Source organism: Aeromonas sp. 601027 (genome assembly GCF_049174455.1).
Lineage (GTDB): Bacteria > Pseudomonadota > Gammaproteobacteria > Enterobacterales > Aeromonadaceae > Aeromonas > Aeromonas veronii_A.
Window position 1 is genome coordinate 103,236 of the sequence record NZ_JAAKTN010000014.1, and the last position, 18,083, is coordinate 121,318.

Here is an 18,083-nt window from a genome sequence, read left to right on the forward strand (position 1 = left end):
AAGATTTACGCTCAAAGCAACATTGGTAATAAATGTATTCGCACGGTGTAAATATTTTTGACGACAAGCAAGATTAATTTAGAAATTTCTTAATTATCCCTCGCTCCTCCAAAAAGAAATTAATTTTTTGTGAGTTACATCCATTGAACTTTCAATTAAAATATGGTTAGCAATACTTTATTCGAGTTCGGCAACCTCTCTGATATCCCCATCAATCCACTCAGCCATTGCCTGAAAAGTGACCGCCATTAACATCACACATAACAAACTGTTCAAATAACGTTCAGCCAGACTCCGTTTTTCCCCCGTTATTGAGAACATAAAAGCGATAGACCATTTATTCGCCAACATGGTTTTTTTTAGTTTTTCTGGCCGTGATTGACAGGGTTATTGCCTGTTGACTATGCCTGATATGTGTCCGATTGAATCGGCACCACAGGGTCTCAACGACATTGGAGGGGGCATGGACGCTAACACTCTATCAAGGATTGGCCTGCTGGTTTCACTGCTCACCAGCACAGGGGCCGTGGCCAATGACAATGTTCTTGCCCTGCAGCTGGGCAAGGCGTTCAGCAATGAAAAGCTTGACATCAAGATCGCCGATGCCAAGTTTCACCACATGTTCTGGCGCTGGGGAGACTCGGCCTGTCAATTTGGATTGGGAGTGCGTGGCGGTACCCTCAAGGTAGAAGATGAAGAGACAGCAAGACTGGGAGGCGGTGCCCGTATCGAATGCCAATGGGGTAACTGGGTGACCTGGATCCCCGGCGAAATGGTCTGGCTCGATCAGTATCAATTTGGCACCCGCGGCCACGGCTACAAGGATTACGGCGGTCCCTTGCAGTTCGCTCTGGGTATCGGCCTCGGTTACGCCATCACCAAGAATTGGCTGATCGGCTATCAGTATGAGCACATGTCCAACGCCTATATGTATGACAAGAACCCGGGGCTGGACAGCCATACCCTCCATATCGAGTACCGTTTTTAGCCAGACAGGCTTCGTCGTGCTCATCTGAACACACTCTGCAAAAAAGCCTTCACTCCCGTGAAGGCTTTTCGTTATGTCGTCTTCTGATAACAAAGGTGACAGTGAGAAGATCACCATACTCAAGACATGGATGACGACACGCTCTGCCGCCCCACCACATCATGGGGTGCAATCAGTCCTTTTTCGCTTTGTTGGCGAAGAAAATATCGGTCTGAATATCTTGGGTGCGCACCGTGAAGATCTGGTTGGTGAGATCGTCGGTCAGCATTTCGGCCTCCTTCATCACCCGCAGATTGAAGTCGTTGAGCATGCTGTTGGCGGCGGCCTTGTCGGTTTTGACCGTTTTCAGATAGTTGGCTTCCATCTCTTTCTGCTCTTTGGCAATCTTCGCCTCCCAGCTCTGGTAAGCCTGCTTCACTATGGGGGCCAATTTGGGGTAATCGGTCATTATCAGGGTCTGCAGCTTGCGATATTTCCAGTAGATGGAGTCGCTGTCGGCCTTGTCGCTACCCATGGCATAGTGCGCCGGATAGGCTTCCAGACCGCTGTAGTAGGGAACGAAGGCGGTCAGATCTGCCATGCCGAGGCCCACATAGGTCACCTCCCCCACCTCACGCGGCATCCAGGGGCGTACCTGCATCACGTGGGACTCGTAGGTACGGAACACACTGACTGGGCGCCACGGCTCCTGACCGTTCAACCCCTTGCTGTAGGGATCGTGTTCGGTGCCGTCATAGTGATTGCGCAGCACCGCCTTGACCTCCTCCAGCGTCATCTTCTTCTCGGGGGCGAGGGTGACCGGGAACTGACGACCGGCATCCACCGCCTGCTTGAGCGAGGGGTTGAACATCTGCTGGATGGTCCAGACCCGCGGATCGTTATAGGTGCGGTCCCGCTCGTCATCGCGGGTATAGGCTTTCGAGAAGTTGAACGCCCCATCCTTTTGCGGATGGTAGAGCCCCTTCTCGGTGGCAAATTCGATCAGATTTTTCGATCCCATCATATCGGCACTGGCGGGATCGTACTGCTGCAGGCGGCCCTGATTGCCGGTGGCAAAGTAGTGATTTTTCGGCAGACGCTGCGCCATCCAGTGATGGCCGGTGGCAGTCTCCAGATACCAGAGCTCGTTATCATCCACCACGGCGACACCAAATCCCTCTCCCGCGCCTATGGTCTCGATGATGTTGCCAAGCAACGAGATCGCCTCGCGGGCCGATGTGGACCGGGAGAGCAACACATCGGGAATGTCATCCTCGGTGATCCCCTTATCTTCCACATAGGGGTCAAAGGCGAGCGCTTCGGGTGAGGCAAAAATGGACTCGGTGCCGCTCACCCCGACTCCCTTCTCGTTGAACCCGGTGGCGCCATGCAGCTGGGTCTTCCAGTTCGGTACCGTGGTATAGCGCAGGGAGTTTTTCGGCAAGGGGTAGCTGAAATCATTGGCGCCATTGTGAGCCTTGGAGCTGTGCATACCGCTCTGCCCCTGCTTGGCCGGATGGATCACGAAATGCTGGGCTTTCAGGGCATCGCTGTCGGCGCTGCGGGCCACCATCATGGAGCCATCGGCGCTGGCTTCACTGCCGACCAGCAAGGTGGTACAGGCGAACGCCGACGAGAAGAGAGCAAGGTTGATGGAGAGTGCGACGACGCACTTTTTGAAGGAATACATGAGATCTCCTTGTTGCACAGAGTGGTTGCAAATAAGCGGTGGCGCGCCAGTCAACCTGCCGCTGTCACAAGGGATCTGCGCGGTGACACGGGCCGGACAGTGCGGGCCATCAAACCGTAAACACGAAAAAGAGCAGTGCGAATAAACCATGGAAACCAGGGAGGTAGCCAGGCCCCCTGATAGGCGACCTGTGCGCATTTCTGCTTTCCGCTGTCCCGCTGGCGTGGCGATACTAGGCCCAATCAACTGACTTGAGTGTGACTGACAGCCCAAAACACCAACAATAAAGACTCAATCGATGCAAAATGTTGATAAGTGTGACAAGTGCAGGATCCTTGGCGACATTCAGCCGTCAACACAAGGCACGCAAGGCGCATACAGAAGGGAAATAAAGAGATGAGGAGATATAACGCGCGGGATGGCGTGCTGACGCCATCCCGCGATTCAAGTCAGTAGGTCACTGCGCATCCGGCTGGTTTGCGGGGGCGGCCTTGATAAAGGCTTGCAACTGTTCGCAGTTGGCGACGATGCGGCGGATAGTGGGGTAATCGTCCAGGGTCATGTCGTAGCGGCGGGCGTTGTAGACCTGGGGCACCAGCATGCAGTCGGCCAGGGTCACTTCGTTGCCGACGCAGTAGACACCGGCGGTGGTCATCAACAGCTGTTCGAGGGCGGTGAAGGTCTCGTCAATCCAGTGGCGATACCAGCGGGCCTCCTGCTCGTTGTTGGCCCTGAAGTGCTCTTCCAGATAGTTGAGTACCCGCAGATTGTTGAGCGGGTGAATATCACAGGCGATCATGTTGACGATCTGGCGCACCCGTGCCCGCGCGTCGGGGGAAGAGGGCATCAGGGAGTAGGCGGGATAGGTCTCGTCGAGGTACTCCATGATGGCGACCGACTGACCGATCTGCACATCGCCATCCACCAGAAACGGCACCAGCCCTTGCGGGTTGATCCGGCGATAGGCCTTCTCGCTCTGCTCGCCTTGCCGCAAATTGATGGGATGCTGCTCGTAGGCGAGCCCCTTGAGCTGCAACACGATCCGCACCCGAAAACTTGCCGATGAACGCCAATAGCCAAACAACTGCAACATAATCTGTCCCTGCTTTTTATCTGGGCCCGAAGCCCGGCAGATGCTCGTCACCTGCCTCCTTGTGTATCCGGCACCGGTTGAGGCTCGTCGTGATCCGGACATATCCGGAATATCCTTGCCGCCAACCGGCGCTGGCCATCAACCTCCCTGACCGCTCGCTGGCACCACCTGTTGAGAGATGGTGCCAAACAGATTTTGGCCAGAGCGATCTTCCATCGCGATCGACACTCTATCACCAAACTGCAAATAGGAGGTTGTAGCTTGATCACAATCAAGAATTTCCAGCATGCGGCGCTCGGCGATGCAGGATGAACCGGCGCTGCGATCGTAGTTGGAGACGGTGCCCGAGCCGATGATGCAACCCGCCCCGAGCGGTCTTGTCTTGGCGGCGTGGGCAATCAGTTCAAAGAAGTTGAAGGTCATGTCCACCCCGGCATCCGGTGCGCCAAACAGGGCGCCGTTCAGATGGGTGCGCAGGGGCAGCAGCACCTTGCCATCGCGCCAGTCATCCCCCAGCTCGTCCGGGGTGATGGCCACCGGCGAGAAGGCGCTGGACGGCTTGGACTGGAAGAAACCAAATCCCTTGGCCAGCTCCCCCGGAATGAGATTGCGCAGGCTCACATCGTTGACCAGCATCAACAGTTTGACGTGACTGGCGGCCCCCTGCGGGCTCACCCCCATCGGCACATCGTCGGTGATGATGGCCACCTCCGACTCGAAATCGATCCCCCACTCCTCGGAGCCCATGACAATCGGCCCACGGGGAGCCAAAAAGCTGTCGGAGCCCCCCTGATACATCAACGGATCGTGCCAGAAGCTTTCCGGCATCTCGGCGCCGCGAGCCTTGCGCACCAGCTCCACGTGGTTGACGTAGGCACTGCCATCGGCCCACTGATAGGCACGCGGCAGCGGAGAGAGGCAAGACGCTTCGTCAAAGGGGAACGCCTCGGCCACACGGCCCTCGTTAAGCTGCTGATAGACAACCTCCAGCCTGGGGGCAACCTCGGCCCACTCGTCGAGAGCGGCCTGCAAAGTCGGGGCAATCTCGCTCACCCGTACCGCCCGGGTCAGATCCCGGCTCACCACCACCAAAGCGCCATCGCGCTTGCCATTGTTCAATGTTGCCAATTTCATAAGCGATTCCTTATTTGCCGGCAGCCGCGTCCGGGCGCTGCCAGCTGGAGACATACCGGGTGTTCTCGATCCCTTCGCACAGACTGCCAACGTTCAGCGCATCGCGGGTGTCTAGCATGACCGCCACCTCGTCGGTGAACTTCTTGGCATAGGCCTGCCCTGCCGCAAACGCCTTGGGATGGGGGCCGTGGGTGAAACCGGCGGGATGGAAGGTGACCATGCCCCGCTCGATATTGTCCCGGCTAAAGAAGTCCCCGGCGTGGTAAAAGAGCACCTCGTCATAATCGTCATTGCTGTGATAGAAGGGCACCTTGAGGGCGCCGGGATCGCTCTCGATGGGGCGCGGCACGAAGGTACAAATCACGAAGCGGCTCGCCACAAAGGTCGAATGAGCTGACGGCGGCAGATGGTAGCGGTGGCTCATCAGCGGGCGGATATCCCGCCAGTTGAGGCGCACCACGCACAAATCCCCGTGCCACCCCTGCGCATCCAGCGGGTTGAAGGGCCAGGTGATGACCGATACCTGATCGTGGCGTTTCACCTGCAGCGACCAGGGATTCTCATCCTGCTGGGCCAAAAAGCGTTCGTTGATGGCGGGCACATCGAGCGCAGTCGGGTCGAAGATGGCGTGATTGCCCACCAGCCCCTTGTCCGGCAGCTGATAGCTGTCGTTGGTCGCCTCGATCATCAGGATGAACATGGGCGCCGTCGGTTCGATGCGCCACATGGTGCCACGGGGGATCACCACATAGTCGCCATCGCGCAGAGTCAGGTGGCCGTAGTCGCAGAAGAACTCGCCGCCCCCCTCGTGGATAAAGAGCAGCTCGTCACCGTCGGCATTGCGCACCAGAAACGGCATCGCCTCGGAGAGCCGCCATATCCGGTAGCGGCAATGGGGGTTGCTGAGAATGTCGGGGGCCACCCAGGGGGAGAGCGAACTCACTTCCTCTTGCAGGGCATTGAGGTCAAACAGCCGTGGCCGCAGTGGCCCTTCCCAACTGTTCCAGTCGGTAGGAGCATGCTTGTGATGCATGTGGGTGGCAGGGCCAAAAAAGCCGCTACGCCCCAGCTCGCGCTCATAGATGGCCTGTTCCGGCAGATCGGCATGGGCCTGTCGGGAGTGGGTTCCCTCCCGGTGGGGAAAGTTAATCCAGTTACGCATTGCTCGCTCCCTCTTTGCGGGCACCCTTCTCATCCTCACCGCCATCCAGCACGCCGCGGCGGATCTGGTCCAGCTCGATCGATTCAAAGAGCGCCTTGAAATTACCCTCGCCAAACCCTTCGTTGCCCTTGCGCTGGATGATCTCGAAGAAGACCGGGCCTATGACGGTATCGGTGAAGATCTGCAGCAGGATGCCATCCTTGGTGGGGGAGCCGTCGATGAGGATACGCAGCTCTTTGAGGGCCGCCAGATCCTCCTGATGCCCCTCAACCCGGCTATTCACCTTCTCGTAGTAGGTATCCGGGGTCGGCATAAAACCGGTGCCGCGGCTGCGCAGGGTGCGGATGGTCTGGTAGATATCGCTGGAGGCCATGGCGATATGCTGGATCCCCTCCCCCTTGTACTGGCGCAGGTACTCCTCAATCTGCGACTTGTCATCCGCCGACTCGTTGATGGGGATGCGGATCTTGCCGCAGGGAGCGGTCATGGCGCGTGAATGCAACCCGGTCAATTTGCCCTCGATATCGAAGTAGCGAATTTCACGGAAGTTGCCGATCCGCTCGTAGAAGTTGGACCAGACATCCATATTGCCGCGATGCACGTTGTGGGTCAGGTGATCGATTTCGATGAGACCGGCATCCACCTCCGCCATCCGGGCCTGCCAGTCGGGGTAGAAGACAAAATCTACATCGTAGATGGAGCCCTTGTCGCCATAGCGGTCGACAAAGGAGAGGGTGCTCTCGCCGATACCATAGATGGCGGGAATGTTGAGCTCCATGGGGCCAATCTTGCCGACAAAGGGCTTGGCCCCCTTGGCGATGGCGAACTGCTGGGCCTTGCCCGCATCACTCACCCGAAACGCCATGCCGCAAACGCCAGGCCCGTGCAGGCTGGCAAACTGCTCCGCCTGGGAGTGAGGCTCGGCATTGACCACGAAGTTGATATCCCCCTGCCGGTAGAGCCAGCACTGCTTGTGTTTGTGCTTGGCGACCTCGGCAAACCCGAGCGACACAAACAGGCTCTTGAGAGCGGCAATCCCTTTGGCATCGGGGGCCGTGTACTCGACAAACTCGAAACCGTCGGTGCCTAACGGATTGATGGTGTGGGTGGCGGAAGAGGTGGCATTCATCGGGCGCTCCTTGCTCTTGATTCGGTTAAAACGGATTGCGGCACGCAGCGGCGCAGCAAGTGTTAACAACTTGTTTCATTAGAGATAGGGCGTAGCAGGAAGAGAAGAGGCAGGTTGCAGATAGTTTTTCGCAGCTGGCAGCAAAAGATGTAAATGAAGTGTGACATTCAAGCCACGGCCTTGCGGATCAAAGTGTGACGACCCGCATGGCTGTCAGCTTTGCCTTACAGTTGCCAGTTTTTGACCATCAGATGGGGCAAGCGGGCACGGGCTTTTTGCAGTCGCGTGGGCGTCGGATTGATCAACCACGCCTCTTTCCCCAACCCCAGCAGCGGCAGATCGTGCAGGCTGTCGCTCAAGGCCAGCTCGGTATCAAGGGTGCAGATCTCTGGCAGCAACTTGTGCTGACCGTGGCAGTAGAAGCGGGGCATCAGACCGCCAAGCCGGTAGTGCATCAGAGAGCCTATGGTGCGATAAGGCAAGTCTGCAGGCCGTTGCAGAGCAAGCTGGGCCCGTACCAGCGCCCGCGGGCTGGCGGAGATCACCCAGCAGCGATGCCCTTCTTCTTCAAGCAGCCGATGCGCCTCGCGAAAGAGCCCCGGACGAGTGTGGCAGTAGGCGCGCACCAGCTTGCGCCAACCGAGGGGAGAGAGCCAAAGCGTGATAGCCCACCAGATAAGGGAGATGCCGCACCGCCGCTGGCTGGGCACAAGATAGACCAACCCACCCAGCGCAATCACCGGCAACAGCAACAGTGGCCAGATCCGGCGCCGCAGGATATAGCACAGCAGACCGGCGTGGCTGTCACCGGGGGCCAGGGTGTCGTCAAAGTCGGCCAGGATCCAGCGCGTTGCACTCCCGTTATCTCTATTGCCCACGCCCTCTTTCGGCACCACTGGTTCAGCTGGCGAGCGGCTTATCATGGGAGCCTCAAGGTGCAAGAGCGGCAATCGCGGCGGTCAGCTCGGGGGTGACAAACTCGGCCCCCTGCGTGGGCGGGCAGACAAAATCGAACGGCTCGCCCGCCAAGGTGAAACTGAGCCGCCAGGCATGCAGATAACCGCGATCGGCTGACGTACCGCCATAGCGCTCATCCCCGAGAATGGGGGCGCCGATGCTTTTGAGGGCAACCCGGATCTGGTGGGTCTTGCCGGTCTGCGGCTTGATGCGATAGAGCCGCAGCCCCTCGCGCACCGACACCGAATCAAACCAGCTGATGGCTGGGTTATCCAGAGTCCGCGCCAGCATCCAGCTACCACCGCGCCCCTTTTGCATATCCCCCTTCACCCAACCCTGTTTCTTCTTGGGTTTGCGATCGGAGAGCGCCAGATACTGTTTGCTCACCTCGCGAGCCGCAAAGGCCATACTCAGCTCGCGGTTCGCCTCCGTGGTGCGGGCCAGCAGCACCAGACCGGAGGTCATCTTGTCGAGCCGGTGTACCGGATAGAGGGTAAGACCCGTATCGGCCTTCACCCGATTGACCAGCCCGGGCTCAGTCTCTCCTCCATCTTCTCCCTTCTCGTCATGCATGCCGATGCCGGGCTGCTTGTCGATAACCAGGAAAGCGGGATGCTCAAACAATATCCGGTACATAAAACCTCGGGAACTGGGGAATAAGGCACGCAGCCAACGGCTGGCAGCGCAAGGGAGTGCTGCATTCTCCCTGCTCGGCCGCCATTTGGCAAACCGGGCGGGCAGAGGATGAAGATGAAAAATGACCCCGCCTGCAACAGGCGGGGCCATTTTCGCTCATCTTGGCAGCTCAACCCTTACACATTGCGCGGGCGCAGATGGGCGTGCCAGCGCGCTTCCCACTTCTTGAACAGCCAGACGATGACAAAGGTGAGCAGCATATAGAGCAGCCCAGCGGTCAAAAACGCCTCGAACGGACTGTAGTATCGGGAGTTGATGATCCGCGCCGCGCCGGTCAGATCGACGATGGTGATGATGCCCGCCACCGCCGAGCCCTGCAGCATGAAGATCACCTCGTTGCTGTAAGCCGGCAGTGCCCGACGAAACGAGTTGGGCAAAATGATCCGGGTCAGGGTCTGCCAGCGGGTCATGCCAAAGGCGTTGGCTGCCTCAATCTGGCCGCGCGGCATATTGTGTACCGCCCCGCGCACGATCTCGGCGGTATAGGCGGCGGTATTGAGAGTGAAGGCCAGCAGCGCACAGAACCAGGCTTCGGAGAAGAGCGACCAGGCGGCACTGTTCTTCAGCCACTCCCACTGGGCGGCGCCGTAGTAGATGATAAAGAGCTGCACCAGCAGCGGGGTGCCGCGAAAGAAGTAGATATAGGCCCAGATTGGCCCCTTGATCAGCCAGTTGCGGCTATTGCGCAGGATGCCCATGGGCACCGCCAGCATCAACCCAAGGATCAGAGAGAGAGCCACCAGCCAGACGGTGGTATAGAGCCCCTCCCAATAGGTGGGCCACTCTTTGAGAATGATTGAGAAATCCATGGCTTACCTCGTCTTGATGGCATAGTGACGCTCGGCCCATTTGAGCGCCGAGGTGGAGACTGCGGTGAAGATCAGGAAGATCAGCGCCACCGCCATGTAGAAGGTGAAGGGTTGCTGGGTCGAGCCCGCCGCCAACGAGGCTTTGCGCACCATGTCATCGAGGCCGATGATGGAGACCAGCGCGGTGGTTTTCAGCAGCACCAGCCAGTTGTTGCCAAACCCGGGCAGAGCGTGGCGCATCATCTGGGGGAAGAGGATCCGCACAAACACCTGGGTTGCCCGCATGCCAAAGGCCCGTGCTGCCTCCAGCTCGCCTTTGTCCACCGCCAGAATGGCGCCGCGAAAGGTCTCGGTCATGTAAGCGCCGAAGATAAAACCGATGGTCGCGACACCGGCCACAAAGGGGCTGATGTCGATATAGTCCGGGAGCAGGGAGACCCACTCCTGATTGGGATTACTCTCCAGTAGCCAGCTGTTGTAAGTCTCGTTGACCCAGGTGCAGATGCCGTTGATCAGCACCTGGCCGCCAAAGAAGAGCAGCATCATCAGCACCAGATCGGGGATGCCGCGAATGATGGTGGTGTAGCCAGTGGCGATGGCCCTGGCCCACTTGTAGGGAGAGAGTTTGGCCAGCGCCCCCAGCATCCCCAGCAGCAACGCCAGCAGCAGGGAGGCCAGCGCCACTTCCAGGGTGACCCAGGCGCCCTCCAGCAGCGAGGCTTCGTATCCTTTCAAATCAAACATATGCAGCTCCATCGCCACTGAATCTTCACGCACCTGCTAACCAGAAGGCTCCATAGCAGTCCGAATGAAATATGTGCAGCTCCATTGCAATCAATGCGGGCCCGTAAACTCCCTCAGGGAGGTGACGGGCCCGATGACTACTGACGGGATCAACCTGTCGTTACTTGCCGTAGACGTTTTTGGAATTACTCGCCGTAAACGTCTCTTTGTTTTACTCTCCGTAAACGTCGAACTCGAAGTACTTGTCGTTGATTTCCTTGTACTTGCCGTTGGCACGCAGCGCCAGAATGGCGGCGTTGAATTTCTCTTTCAGATCCTTGTCAGCCTTGCGCACCGCAATACCGGCACCCTCGCCAAACCACTTGGGATCGGTCAGTTTCGGGCCGACGAATTCGAAGGCATCACCGCCCTCTTTCTTCAGCAGACCGTCGGTGATGGCGGCAGAGTCGGCCAGCACATAGTCCACACGACCGGATTTCAGATCGAGATAGGCTTCATCGGCGGTGCCGTAACGCTTGATGGTGGCGTTGGGGAAGTTGTCGGTAATAAAGGTATCCATGGAGGTCGCACGCTGCACCGCGACGGACTTGCCTTCCATAAAGGCTTTGTCGAGCTGCACATCAGTGCCCTTCTTGGCGGCAAAGCGGGCCGGAATGTGCTGGTACTTCTGGGTGAAGTCCACCTTCTTCTTGCGCTCTTCTGTGATGTCCATGGTAGCGATGATGGCGTCAAACTTGCGCGACAGCAGCGCCGGAATGATGCCGTCCCAGTCCTGCTTGACCAGGGTGCACTTCACTTTCATCTCTTCGCACAGTGCGTTGGCGATGTCGATATCAAAGCCTTTCACCTCGCCACTGGGCTCGGTCCAGGAGAAGGGGGGATAGGCACCCTCAACCCCGATCCGGACCTCTTTCCACTCCTTGGCCATCAGGCTACCGGACGCGAGGGCAGTAACTACGGCTGTCGCCAGCATCAGCTTGTTCATGTATCTCTCCTTGATAAAACAGTTGATTGGGTAACCAGGCATCCCGCCATCAGTAGATGGAGGAGATGAATTGCTTGAACCGCTCGGATTTGGGATGGGCGAAAATCTCCTTGGGGTTGCCCTCCTCTTCCACCCGCCCCTGATGCAGAAACATCACCTTGTTCGATACATCCCGGGCAAAAGACATCTCGTGGGTTACCACCAGCATGGTGCGCCCCTCTTCGGCCAGCTCGCGCATCAGGCCGAGCACCTCCCCCACCAGCTCGGGATCCAGTGCCGAGGTGGGTTCATCAAACAGCATCACCTCGGGATCCACCGCCAGCGCACGGGCAATAGCGGCCCGCTGCTGCTGACCACCGGAGAGGTGGCCGGGATAGTAGTCACGCCGCTCCCACAACCCCACCCGGTTGAGCAGGAGTTCCGCTTTGGCCATCGCTTCGGCGCGAGGGACCTTGAGCACCTGGATCGGCACTTCGATGATGTTCTGCATGATGGTCATGTGTGACCAGAGATTGAAGCTTTGAAACACCATGGCCAGTCGGCTGCGGATCCGCTCCACCTGACGCATATCCTCGGGCAACCGCTCGCCGGCGCGGCTGGTTTTCATCCGGATCAACTCGCCATGGAGCGAGACGGTGCCGGATGAGGGGGTTTCGAGCAGATTGATACAGCGAAGAAAGGTCGACTTCCCCGAGCCGGAGGAGCCGATAAGGGAGATCACATCCCCCTTGTGGGCGGTCATGTCGATGCCCTTGAGCACTTCGTGGGTGCCAAAATATTTGTGCAGATCACGTACTTCCAGTGCGGCAACGTCGCTCATCCATTACAACCTTGTCTGTCCCTAGACGCCGCAGGGGGCGTGACTCAACCACCGTACATTTAACAAAAAGTTAACCGATGGCAACCTTCAGCGAAAATATCACCCGGATAGTGAAAAAACAATACAGAACGAGGGTCTTCAGGGGATCCGCTCTATTTTTATTCGCTCTTTGCGTATTTTTCAGCACTTTGTTTGCATAAACAGCCGTTTCAATGGCTATTCCGATACCGCCTTTTTATACCCCAATCATATCAGTGGCAAGAGAAAAGCGTGATGTGTGCCAAACAGGCACCAAAATGGCTTTATGCACCCCCTTGCCGAGCGAAATATCGACCACCCGATTGGATCAACTTGATTTCATTGGTGCACTCGGGCTCGCACAGAACCTTATCAAACAGAGAGGTTGTGGCAAAAAAGTAACAATCTGCCCCCAAAAGGGCTGTTTTCGGCCATGAAAGCGATAGATATGTGACACAGAGCCAATAAGTAATGATAAGGTGGTGTTTTTATCAGTTTTTGTGATCGAGGCCTCGATGCTGCTCAATGTGTTGCTGATCCTGTTGCCACTGGCAATCGGCTATCTGGTTCCCCTCTCCTCTGCCCGACTGATCAAGCTGGTCAACCAGAGTCTGGGCAAGATGGTCTACCTCATTCTGTTTCTGATGGGGCTCGGGCTTGCCTATGTGGAGAACCTGGGCAGCAATCTGGCGGTGATCTTCAAGGTCGCCGGGGTGATGCTCACCGCGATCACGGTCTGCAACCTGCTGGCCCTCTGGTGGCTCGACAAGCGCACGCCGCCGACCCACGAGGCGAGCGATGCCAAGATGCCGGGCAAGCTGCACCTGCTGTGGGAATCCCTGCAGCTCTGCTTTGTGGTGCTCGGCGGTGTGCTGCTGGGTCTACTGGTGGATCTGCGCGCCCTGCCCATCGACAAGTGGAGCGAGTGGGCCCTGATGCTGCTGCTGTTTCTCATCGGGGTGCAGATGCGCAACTCTGGCATGCGGCTGCGCCAGATCCTGCTCAACCCCTGGGGGATGAAGATAGCCGCCACCGTCATCCTCAGCAGCTGGCTGGGCAGCCTGCTGGCGGCCCAGTTGCTGGGCATGCCCTTTGCCCATGGTCTGGCGATGAGCTCGAGCTTCGGCTGGTATTCGCTCTCCGGCATTCTGGTGGCCGACAAACTGGGGCCGGTGCTCGGTTCTGCTGCCTTTATCAACGATCTTGGGCGCGAGCTTATCGCCATCCTGATCATCCCGATCCTGATGCGACACCACCCCTCGGCGGCCATCGGTTACGGCGGCGCCACGGCGCTGGACTTCACCCTGCCGGTCATCCAGAAATCAGGGGGTATTCAGGTGGTGCCGGTGGCCATTGTCTCCGGCTTTATCCTGAGCCTGCTCGGCCCCATCCTGATCCTCGGGTTTCTGGCGCTCTAAGCCTGATTCCCACATTGCAGATAAAAAAGCCCGACCTTGTTGTCGGGCTTTTGCTGTTTGGAGCAACCACGCACTCGCACTGGCTGCGATATTGCCCGCAGCCTTATTCGCGCCACTGGCCGCCACTCATCACTCGCTCGATAGCAAACGTCCGGTCGTGCACCAGCAGCAGATCCGCATCCTGCCCAACCCCGATACGCCCCTTGCTGCCAAGCCCCAGCGCCTGCGCCGGATTGCTCGTCACCACGGCCAATGCCTTCTCCAGCGAGACACCGAGCCGGGTCGCGCGCACGCACTGCTGCCACAGGCTGGCAATCTGGCCGCAGCGCATCTCGATTAGCCGCCCTTCGCCATCAAAGCGCGGCAGGCTGGCGTTGGCATCCGAGCTGAAGGTGATGCGCTCGGCAGGCACATTGGCGGCCAGCAGCTCGACGAGCGCATCGGCGGCAAGCCGCTCGCCATCCTCCAGCAGATCGGGAAAGCTCGAGGTGGTGAGGTCGACCCAACCTCCTGCCTTGCCCCACTCGATGGCCTCGGCAAAGAGCCAGGGATTGCGGTTGCAGTGGGTGGGATAGAGCTGGCGCAGCGGAATATCGGTCTCATCGCGCAGGGCCCGAAGGGGGGCCAATGCCCCCTTGCCATCCCCGACATGGAAGAAGCTGACCCCGCTCTTGCCCGCAAGCAGCCCGGCCACCCGCGCCTCGCTGGCAAGCCTGGCCAGCTCGTCGTGGGTCGGCGCACTGGATCTGTGGTCACTGATGGCCACCTCCCCCACCCCCAATACCTCTGGGATCAGGATGATGTCCGACTCCACCGTGCCGGTCAGGGTCTTGACCGGCAGATGGTAGGAGCCGGTATACATAAAGGCGCTCACCCCGGCGGCGCGAAACTCGCGCACCTTGCCGAGCACCTGCGCGGGAGTGCGGGTCAGGCTGTCGGTGCCAAGCGCCGCCACCAGGGTGGTGACGCCGGCCTTGAGCGCCTCGCTCGCCGCCAGTTCAGGGGTGCGAAAGGCAAAGCCCCCCTCACCGCCGCCGCCCGTGATATGGGCCAGCGGATCCACCAACCCGGGTACCAGATAGCGGCCACGACCATCGACCCGATGCAGCGGCCAGTTTGCAGGCACCGTCAACCCCTTGCCCATCCAGGCGATACGGCCATCAGCCACCAGCAGATCCTGCTGGCCAAGGTGGGTGGGGCTGAAGATCTCGGCCCCCTCGATCAGGGTCAACATGGCGATCCTCCTTGCACGATAGTCGCTTGCCCAATGAAAAGAGAGGGAGCAAGCTCCCTCCCCCCGTCAACCACCATATATATCGTACTTGAAGTACTTCTGGTTGATCTGCTGATAGGTGCCATTGGCACGCAGGGCCTTGATCGCCTCGTCCAGCTTGCCCTTGAGCTCCTTATCGCTCTTGCGCACGGCGATCCCCATGCCATCACCAAACCACTGGCGATCGGTCAGGGCGGGCCCTACATAATCGAACTTGTCGCCCCCCTCTTTGCCAAGGAGCCCCTGCTCAATGGCAGAGGCATCGGCCAGCAGGGCCAGCACCCGACCCGCTTTCAGATCGAGATAGGCCTCATCGGCATTGCCGTAGCGGACTATGGTGACATTCGAGCCAAAATTGTCGGTCAGGTACTTGTCGTGGGTGGTGGCCCGCTGCACCCCGATGCGCTTGCCCGCCATGCCTTCCGGGGTCAGCGTCAGCTCGGTCCCCTTGGCCGCCACAAAGCGATTGGGAATATGGGCATATTTCTCGGTGAAATCGACCTTCTGGCGCCGCTCGTCGGTGATCGACATGGCGGCGATGATGGCATCGTATTTGCGCGACAGCAGGGCCGGGATCATGCCGTCCCAATCCTGCGCCACCAGCTCGCACTTGACCGCCATCTGCTGACACAGGGCGTTGGCGAGATCGATATCAAACCCCTTGATCTCGCCCGACGCATCGGTCCAGGAGAAGGGCGGGTAGGCCCCCTCCACCCCGAAACGCACGGTTTTCCACTCCTTGGCCATGGCGGGGGTGGCCAGCAGGCTGGCAACAAACAGGGCTGAGAGGGTCAGTCTGATCTTCATCATGTGTACTCCATTACATAAAAAGCGCACAGGCGCGGACAAAGCACCGCAAGCGAATGCATGCGATGACCAAAAGCGGCAAAATCTGGATGAGCGAGATCACGCCCAAGCGGGCGTCAGTGAACTGCTCCAGAGGTTCGATCTATTCGTCGAACCACTCGGAGAGATAGAAAGGCTTGAAGTAGAAGGCCAGAAAAAAGCCTCTGGCTTTGCGCATCATGGTGGTTTGTCGCGTCCTGTGACAAAGATGGCATCACCTTAGCATGCCCGAATTTTGCCCGGCAAGAGGCAGCCGCAGGGCAGTAGCAAAATCCCGATCATGGTCAAGGCGGGCGGGATCCGTTAGGCTCGAAGCACCTTGCCATCCCATAACAGACCCACAGCGACCGATGAATTTTCTGGCCCATCTCCATCTGGCTGCCCACACCCGAAGCTCCCTCACCGGCAACCTGCTCGGTGATTTTGTCAAAGGCACGCTGCCCACGGGGCTTGCCGCCCACTTCGATGAGGGGATCTGGCTGCACCGCAAAATTGACGCTTTCACCGACAGCCACTCCGAGCACAAGGCGACCGTCGCCTGTTTCGAGGCCCCCTGGCGCCGCTTTGGCGGCATAGTGGTGGATATGATCTACGACCACTGGCTGAGCCAGCACTGGGAGCTGTTCAGCACCGAGCCCCTGCCCCGCTTCCTGCAACGCAGTTATGACCAGCTATTGGCGGATCACCCACGCCTGCCGGATGGACTGCCACTCCCCCTCAAGCGGATGGCCGAGCAGAACTGGATCGCCTCCTACCGCCACAAGGAGGGGCTGGGGCAAGCGCTAAATGGCATAGGTCGCCGACTGCGCCGCCCGGTACAACTGGGAGAGGCGCTGCTGACCCTTGATGAGTCGCAGTGGCAAACATGCGAGGCGGGATTTCTGCGCTTCTATCCCCAGCTGATGGACTTTAGCCAGCAGCAGCTGGCCCAATATCGGGCAGCCCAAGGGGTACAGTGATCCCTCTGGATAGCGCTGCTTCCCCATAAAAAACGCCCCTTGCGGGGCGTTTGTCATCAGTTGGCTTCGTCTTTCTTTTTGCGAATGCTTAAGCCCAGCTCCCGACCACGCAGTCGGGCGTAATAGATGGTGCCGACAAACGCGAGAGTGGTGAAGACCAGCTCCACCACCGCCAGCCACCGCTCCCCCTCATCCGTGGTGATCAGGGTGAGGGCGTGGAGGAAATAGGGCATCAACACGAAGTTGCCCCAGGCGTGGGTGTAGGGATTGCCCTGCACTATCCCCTTGAGGGGAAAGAGCAGCGGCACCGTCCAGATCACCGGCAGCAGCCAGGGGTTGAGGGCCGGGTGGGGTGACAGCCACAGATGCCAGAGGATGACCCAGCCCAGCAGACCAAAGAAGCCGACCAGAGTCAGCCAACGTGCGAAGCGGGTGCTCACTTGAGGATCTCCAGCACCTGCTCCGGCGGGCGACCAATGCGGGCCTGACCATTCTTGATGACAATGGGGCGCTCGATCAGCTTGGGATGCTGGTGCATGGCGCGAATAAGGGCATCACCGCTGACATCGGCCAATCCCAGCTCCTTGTAGAGCTCTTCCTTGGTGCGCATCAGCTGGCGGGGATCGCTAAAACCGAGCAGAGAGAGCAGGTTGCGGATCTCATCTTCACTCGGGGCCTGCTCCAGATAGAGCACCACATCAGGGGCGATCCCGTGCTGTTCCAGCAGAGCCAGGGTTTCGCGACTCTTGGAGCAGCGCGGATTGTGGTAGATTTGGGTCTCGCTCATGGTAACTCCCTGATTAATCGCAAGATGGGACTAGAAACGGCGCTATTGTAGGGGAAAGTGATGGTCAGGGTAAGCGGCAGTGGAAAGGAATTGAAACGAATTTGTTGGCTGATTGTGGCGGGCCTGCTGGGCGCCTGCACACCCGCCCCCGAATTTACCGATGCCACAGGGCAGTCGGTCAGCCTGCGCCACTTTGCCGGCAAGCCGCTGCTGGTCAACTACTTCGCCCCCTGGTGCGCCCCCTGCCTGCGGGAGATACCGCTGCTGGAGGCGCTGGCTCATGAGGGGCAAACTGCCGTGGTGATGGTCAACTACGACCCGGCCACCCCGGCCGAGCTCGCCAAACTGGCCGGGCAGTACCACATCAAGGTGCCACTGCTCATCGCCAGGCAGGAGGCGAGCCTCCCCTTCCCCCACCCCGCCGGGCTGCCCACCAGCTATCTGCTCGATGGTGAGGGCAAGCTCCAGCAGACCCTGGTTGGCGAACTCAACCCATCACGACTCGAGGCCCTCAGGGCATCCGTCAAATCAGTGGGCCACTGAGCACCCAAATCCTTGCGAAAAAGCCAGCCCGCTGGCGTTCCCGCCATTCTCTT

General features: G+C 58.9%; 19 protein-coding genes. 4 read left to right on the forward strand and 15 right to left on the reverse strand.

Annotated elements, in window-relative coordinates:
• Positions 1-463 precede the first annotated feature (463 nt).
• The gene (locus G5193_RS17150) at positions 464-988 is read left to right on the forward strand and encodes an acyloxyacyl hydrolase (protein WP_421206598.1); all 525 of its coding nucleotides are present in this window, start codon (positions 464-466) and stop codon (positions 986-988) included.
• A gap of 172 nt (positions 989-1,160) precedes the next feature.
• On the opposite strand, the gene G5193_RS17155 is transcribed toward G5193_RS17150, so the two are convergent.
• The 11 genes from G5193_RS17155 to G5193_RS17205 form a co-directional block, all read right to left on the reverse strand.
• Positions 1,161-2,657, reverse strand: a complete 1,497-nt coding sequence (locus G5193_RS17155; protein WP_421173011.1) for a C69 family dipeptidase — start codon at positions 2,655-2,657, stop codon at positions 1,161-1,163.
• 457 nt (positions 2,658-3,114) lie between these two features.
• Complete coding sequence (maiA, locus tag G5193_RS17160) at positions 3,115-3,750, reverse strand: maleylacetoacetate isomerase (protein WP_005361400.1); 636 nt, start codon at positions 3,748-3,750, stop codon at positions 3,115-3,117.
• Positions 3,751-3,888: 138 nt separating this feature from the next.
• Positions 3,889-4,884: a fumarylacetoacetate hydrolase family protein gene (locus G5193_RS17165; RefSeq protein WP_421206600.1), complete on the reverse strand. Its 996-nt coding sequence runs from the start codon at positions 4,882-4,884 to the stop codon at positions 3,889-3,891.
• Between the two features lie 10 nt (positions 4,885-4,894).
• On the reverse strand, positions 4,895-6,046 hold the full coding sequence (locus tag G5193_RS17170; RefSeq protein ID WP_421206602.1) for a homogentisate 1,2-dioxygenase: 1,152 nt from the start codon (positions 6,044-6,046) through the stop codon (positions 4,895-4,897).
• Positions 6,039-7,175, reverse strand: a complete 1,137-nt coding sequence (gene hppD, locus G5193_RS17175) for a 4-hydroxyphenylpyruvate dioxygenase (protein WP_421206604.1) — start codon at positions 7,173-7,175, stop codon at positions 6,039-6,041. Before hppD ends, G5193_RS17170 begins: the two co-directional genes overlap by 8 nt.
• A 224-nt stretch (positions 7,176-7,399) precedes the next feature.
• Positions 7,400-8,098 (reverse strand): HAD family hydrolase, encoded by a 699-nt coding sequence (locus G5193_RS17180; protein ID WP_421206606.1) that lies wholly within the window; start codon positions 8,096-8,098, stop codon positions 7,400-7,402.
• 7 nt (positions 8,099-8,105) lie between these two features.
• Positions 8,106-8,768 (reverse strand): TIGR01621 family pseudouridine synthase, encoded by a 663-nt coding sequence (locus tag G5193_RS17185; RefSeq protein WP_421206608.1) that lies wholly within the window; start codon positions 8,766-8,768, stop codon positions 8,106-8,108.
• A 176-nt stretch (positions 8,769-8,944) separates the two neighbouring features.
• Positions 8,945-9,637, reverse strand: a complete 693-nt coding sequence (locus G5193_RS17190; RefSeq protein WP_005337302.1) for an ABC transporter permease — start codon at positions 9,635-9,637, stop codon at positions 8,945-8,947.
• A gap of 3 nt (positions 9,638-9,640) precedes the next feature.
• The gene (locus G5193_RS17195; RefSeq protein ID WP_005352911.1) at positions 9,641-10,381 is read right to left on the reverse strand and encodes an ABC transporter permease; all 741 of its coding nucleotides are present in this window, start codon (positions 10,379-10,381) and stop codon (positions 9,641-9,643) included.
• Between the two features lie 211 nt (positions 10,382-10,592).
• Positions 10,593-11,366 (reverse strand): ABC transporter substrate-binding protein, encoded by a 774-nt coding sequence (locus tag G5193_RS17200; RefSeq protein WP_005337307.1) that lies wholly within the window; start codon positions 11,364-11,366, stop codon positions 10,593-10,595.
• A 49-nt stretch (positions 11,367-11,415) separates the two neighbouring features.
• Positions 11,416-12,186 carry an ABC transporter ATP-binding protein gene (locus tag G5193_RS17205; RefSeq protein ID WP_005344729.1) on the reverse strand — a complete coding sequence of 257 codons (771 nt, stop codon included), beginning with the start codon at positions 12,184-12,186 and terminating at the stop codon, positions 11,416-11,418.
• A 533-nt stretch (positions 12,187-12,719) separates the two neighbouring features.
• Here G5193_RS17205 and G5193_RS17210 point away from each other — a divergent pair.
• Complete coding sequence (locus tag G5193_RS17210) at positions 12,720-13,622, forward strand: lysine exporter LysO family protein (protein WP_421206639.1); 903 nt, start codon at positions 12,720-12,722, stop codon at positions 13,620-13,622.
• Between the two features lie 103 nt (positions 13,623-13,725).
• Here G5193_RS17210 and iadA read toward each other — a convergent pair whose 3' ends face one another.
• Both iadA and G5193_RS17220 read right to left on the reverse strand, forming a co-directional pair.
• Positions 13,726-14,856, reverse strand: a complete 1,131-nt coding sequence (gene iadA, locus G5193_RS17215; RefSeq protein WP_421206611.1) for a beta-aspartyl-peptidase — start codon at positions 14,854-14,856, stop codon at positions 13,726-13,728.
• Between the two features lie 66 nt (positions 14,857-14,922).
• Positions 14,923-15,705 carry an ABC transporter substrate-binding protein gene (locus G5193_RS17220; protein WP_019445361.1) on the reverse strand — a complete coding sequence of 261 codons (783 nt, stop codon included), beginning with the start codon at positions 15,703-15,705 and terminating at the stop codon, positions 14,923-14,925.
• Positions 15,706-16,091: 386 nt separating this feature from the next.
• Here G5193_RS17220 and G5193_RS17225 point away from each other — a divergent pair, with 386 nt between their 5' ends.
• The gene (locus G5193_RS17225; RefSeq protein ID WP_421206615.1) at positions 16,092-16,700 is read left to right on the forward strand and encodes an ACP phosphodiesterase; all 609 of its coding nucleotides are present in this window, start codon (positions 16,092-16,094) and stop codon (positions 16,698-16,700) included.
• Positions 16,701-16,756: 56 nt separating this feature from the next.
• Here the strand turns inward: G5193_RS17225 and G5193_RS17230 are convergent, their stop codons facing one another.
• Positions 16,757-17,140, reverse strand: a complete 384-nt coding sequence (locus G5193_RS17230; protein WP_421206617.1) for a DUF2069 domain-containing protein — start codon at positions 17,138-17,140, stop codon at positions 16,757-16,759.
• Positions 17,137-17,487 (reverse strand): arsenate reductase (glutaredoxin), encoded by a 351-nt coding sequence (gene arsC, locus G5193_RS17235; RefSeq protein ID WP_040066495.1) that lies wholly within the window; start codon positions 17,485-17,487, stop codon positions 17,137-17,139. Before arsC ends, G5193_RS17230 begins: the two co-directional genes overlap by 4 nt.
• 60 nt (positions 17,488-17,547) lie before the next feature.
• Between arsC and G5193_RS17240 the strand changes: the two genes are divergently transcribed.
• Positions 17,548-18,030: a TlpA family protein disulfide reductase gene (locus tag G5193_RS17240; protein WP_421206619.1), complete on the forward strand. Its 483-nt coding sequence runs from the start codon at positions 17,548-17,550 to the stop codon at positions 18,028-18,030.
• The last annotated feature ends 53 nt before the right edge of the window (positions 18,031-18,083 follow it).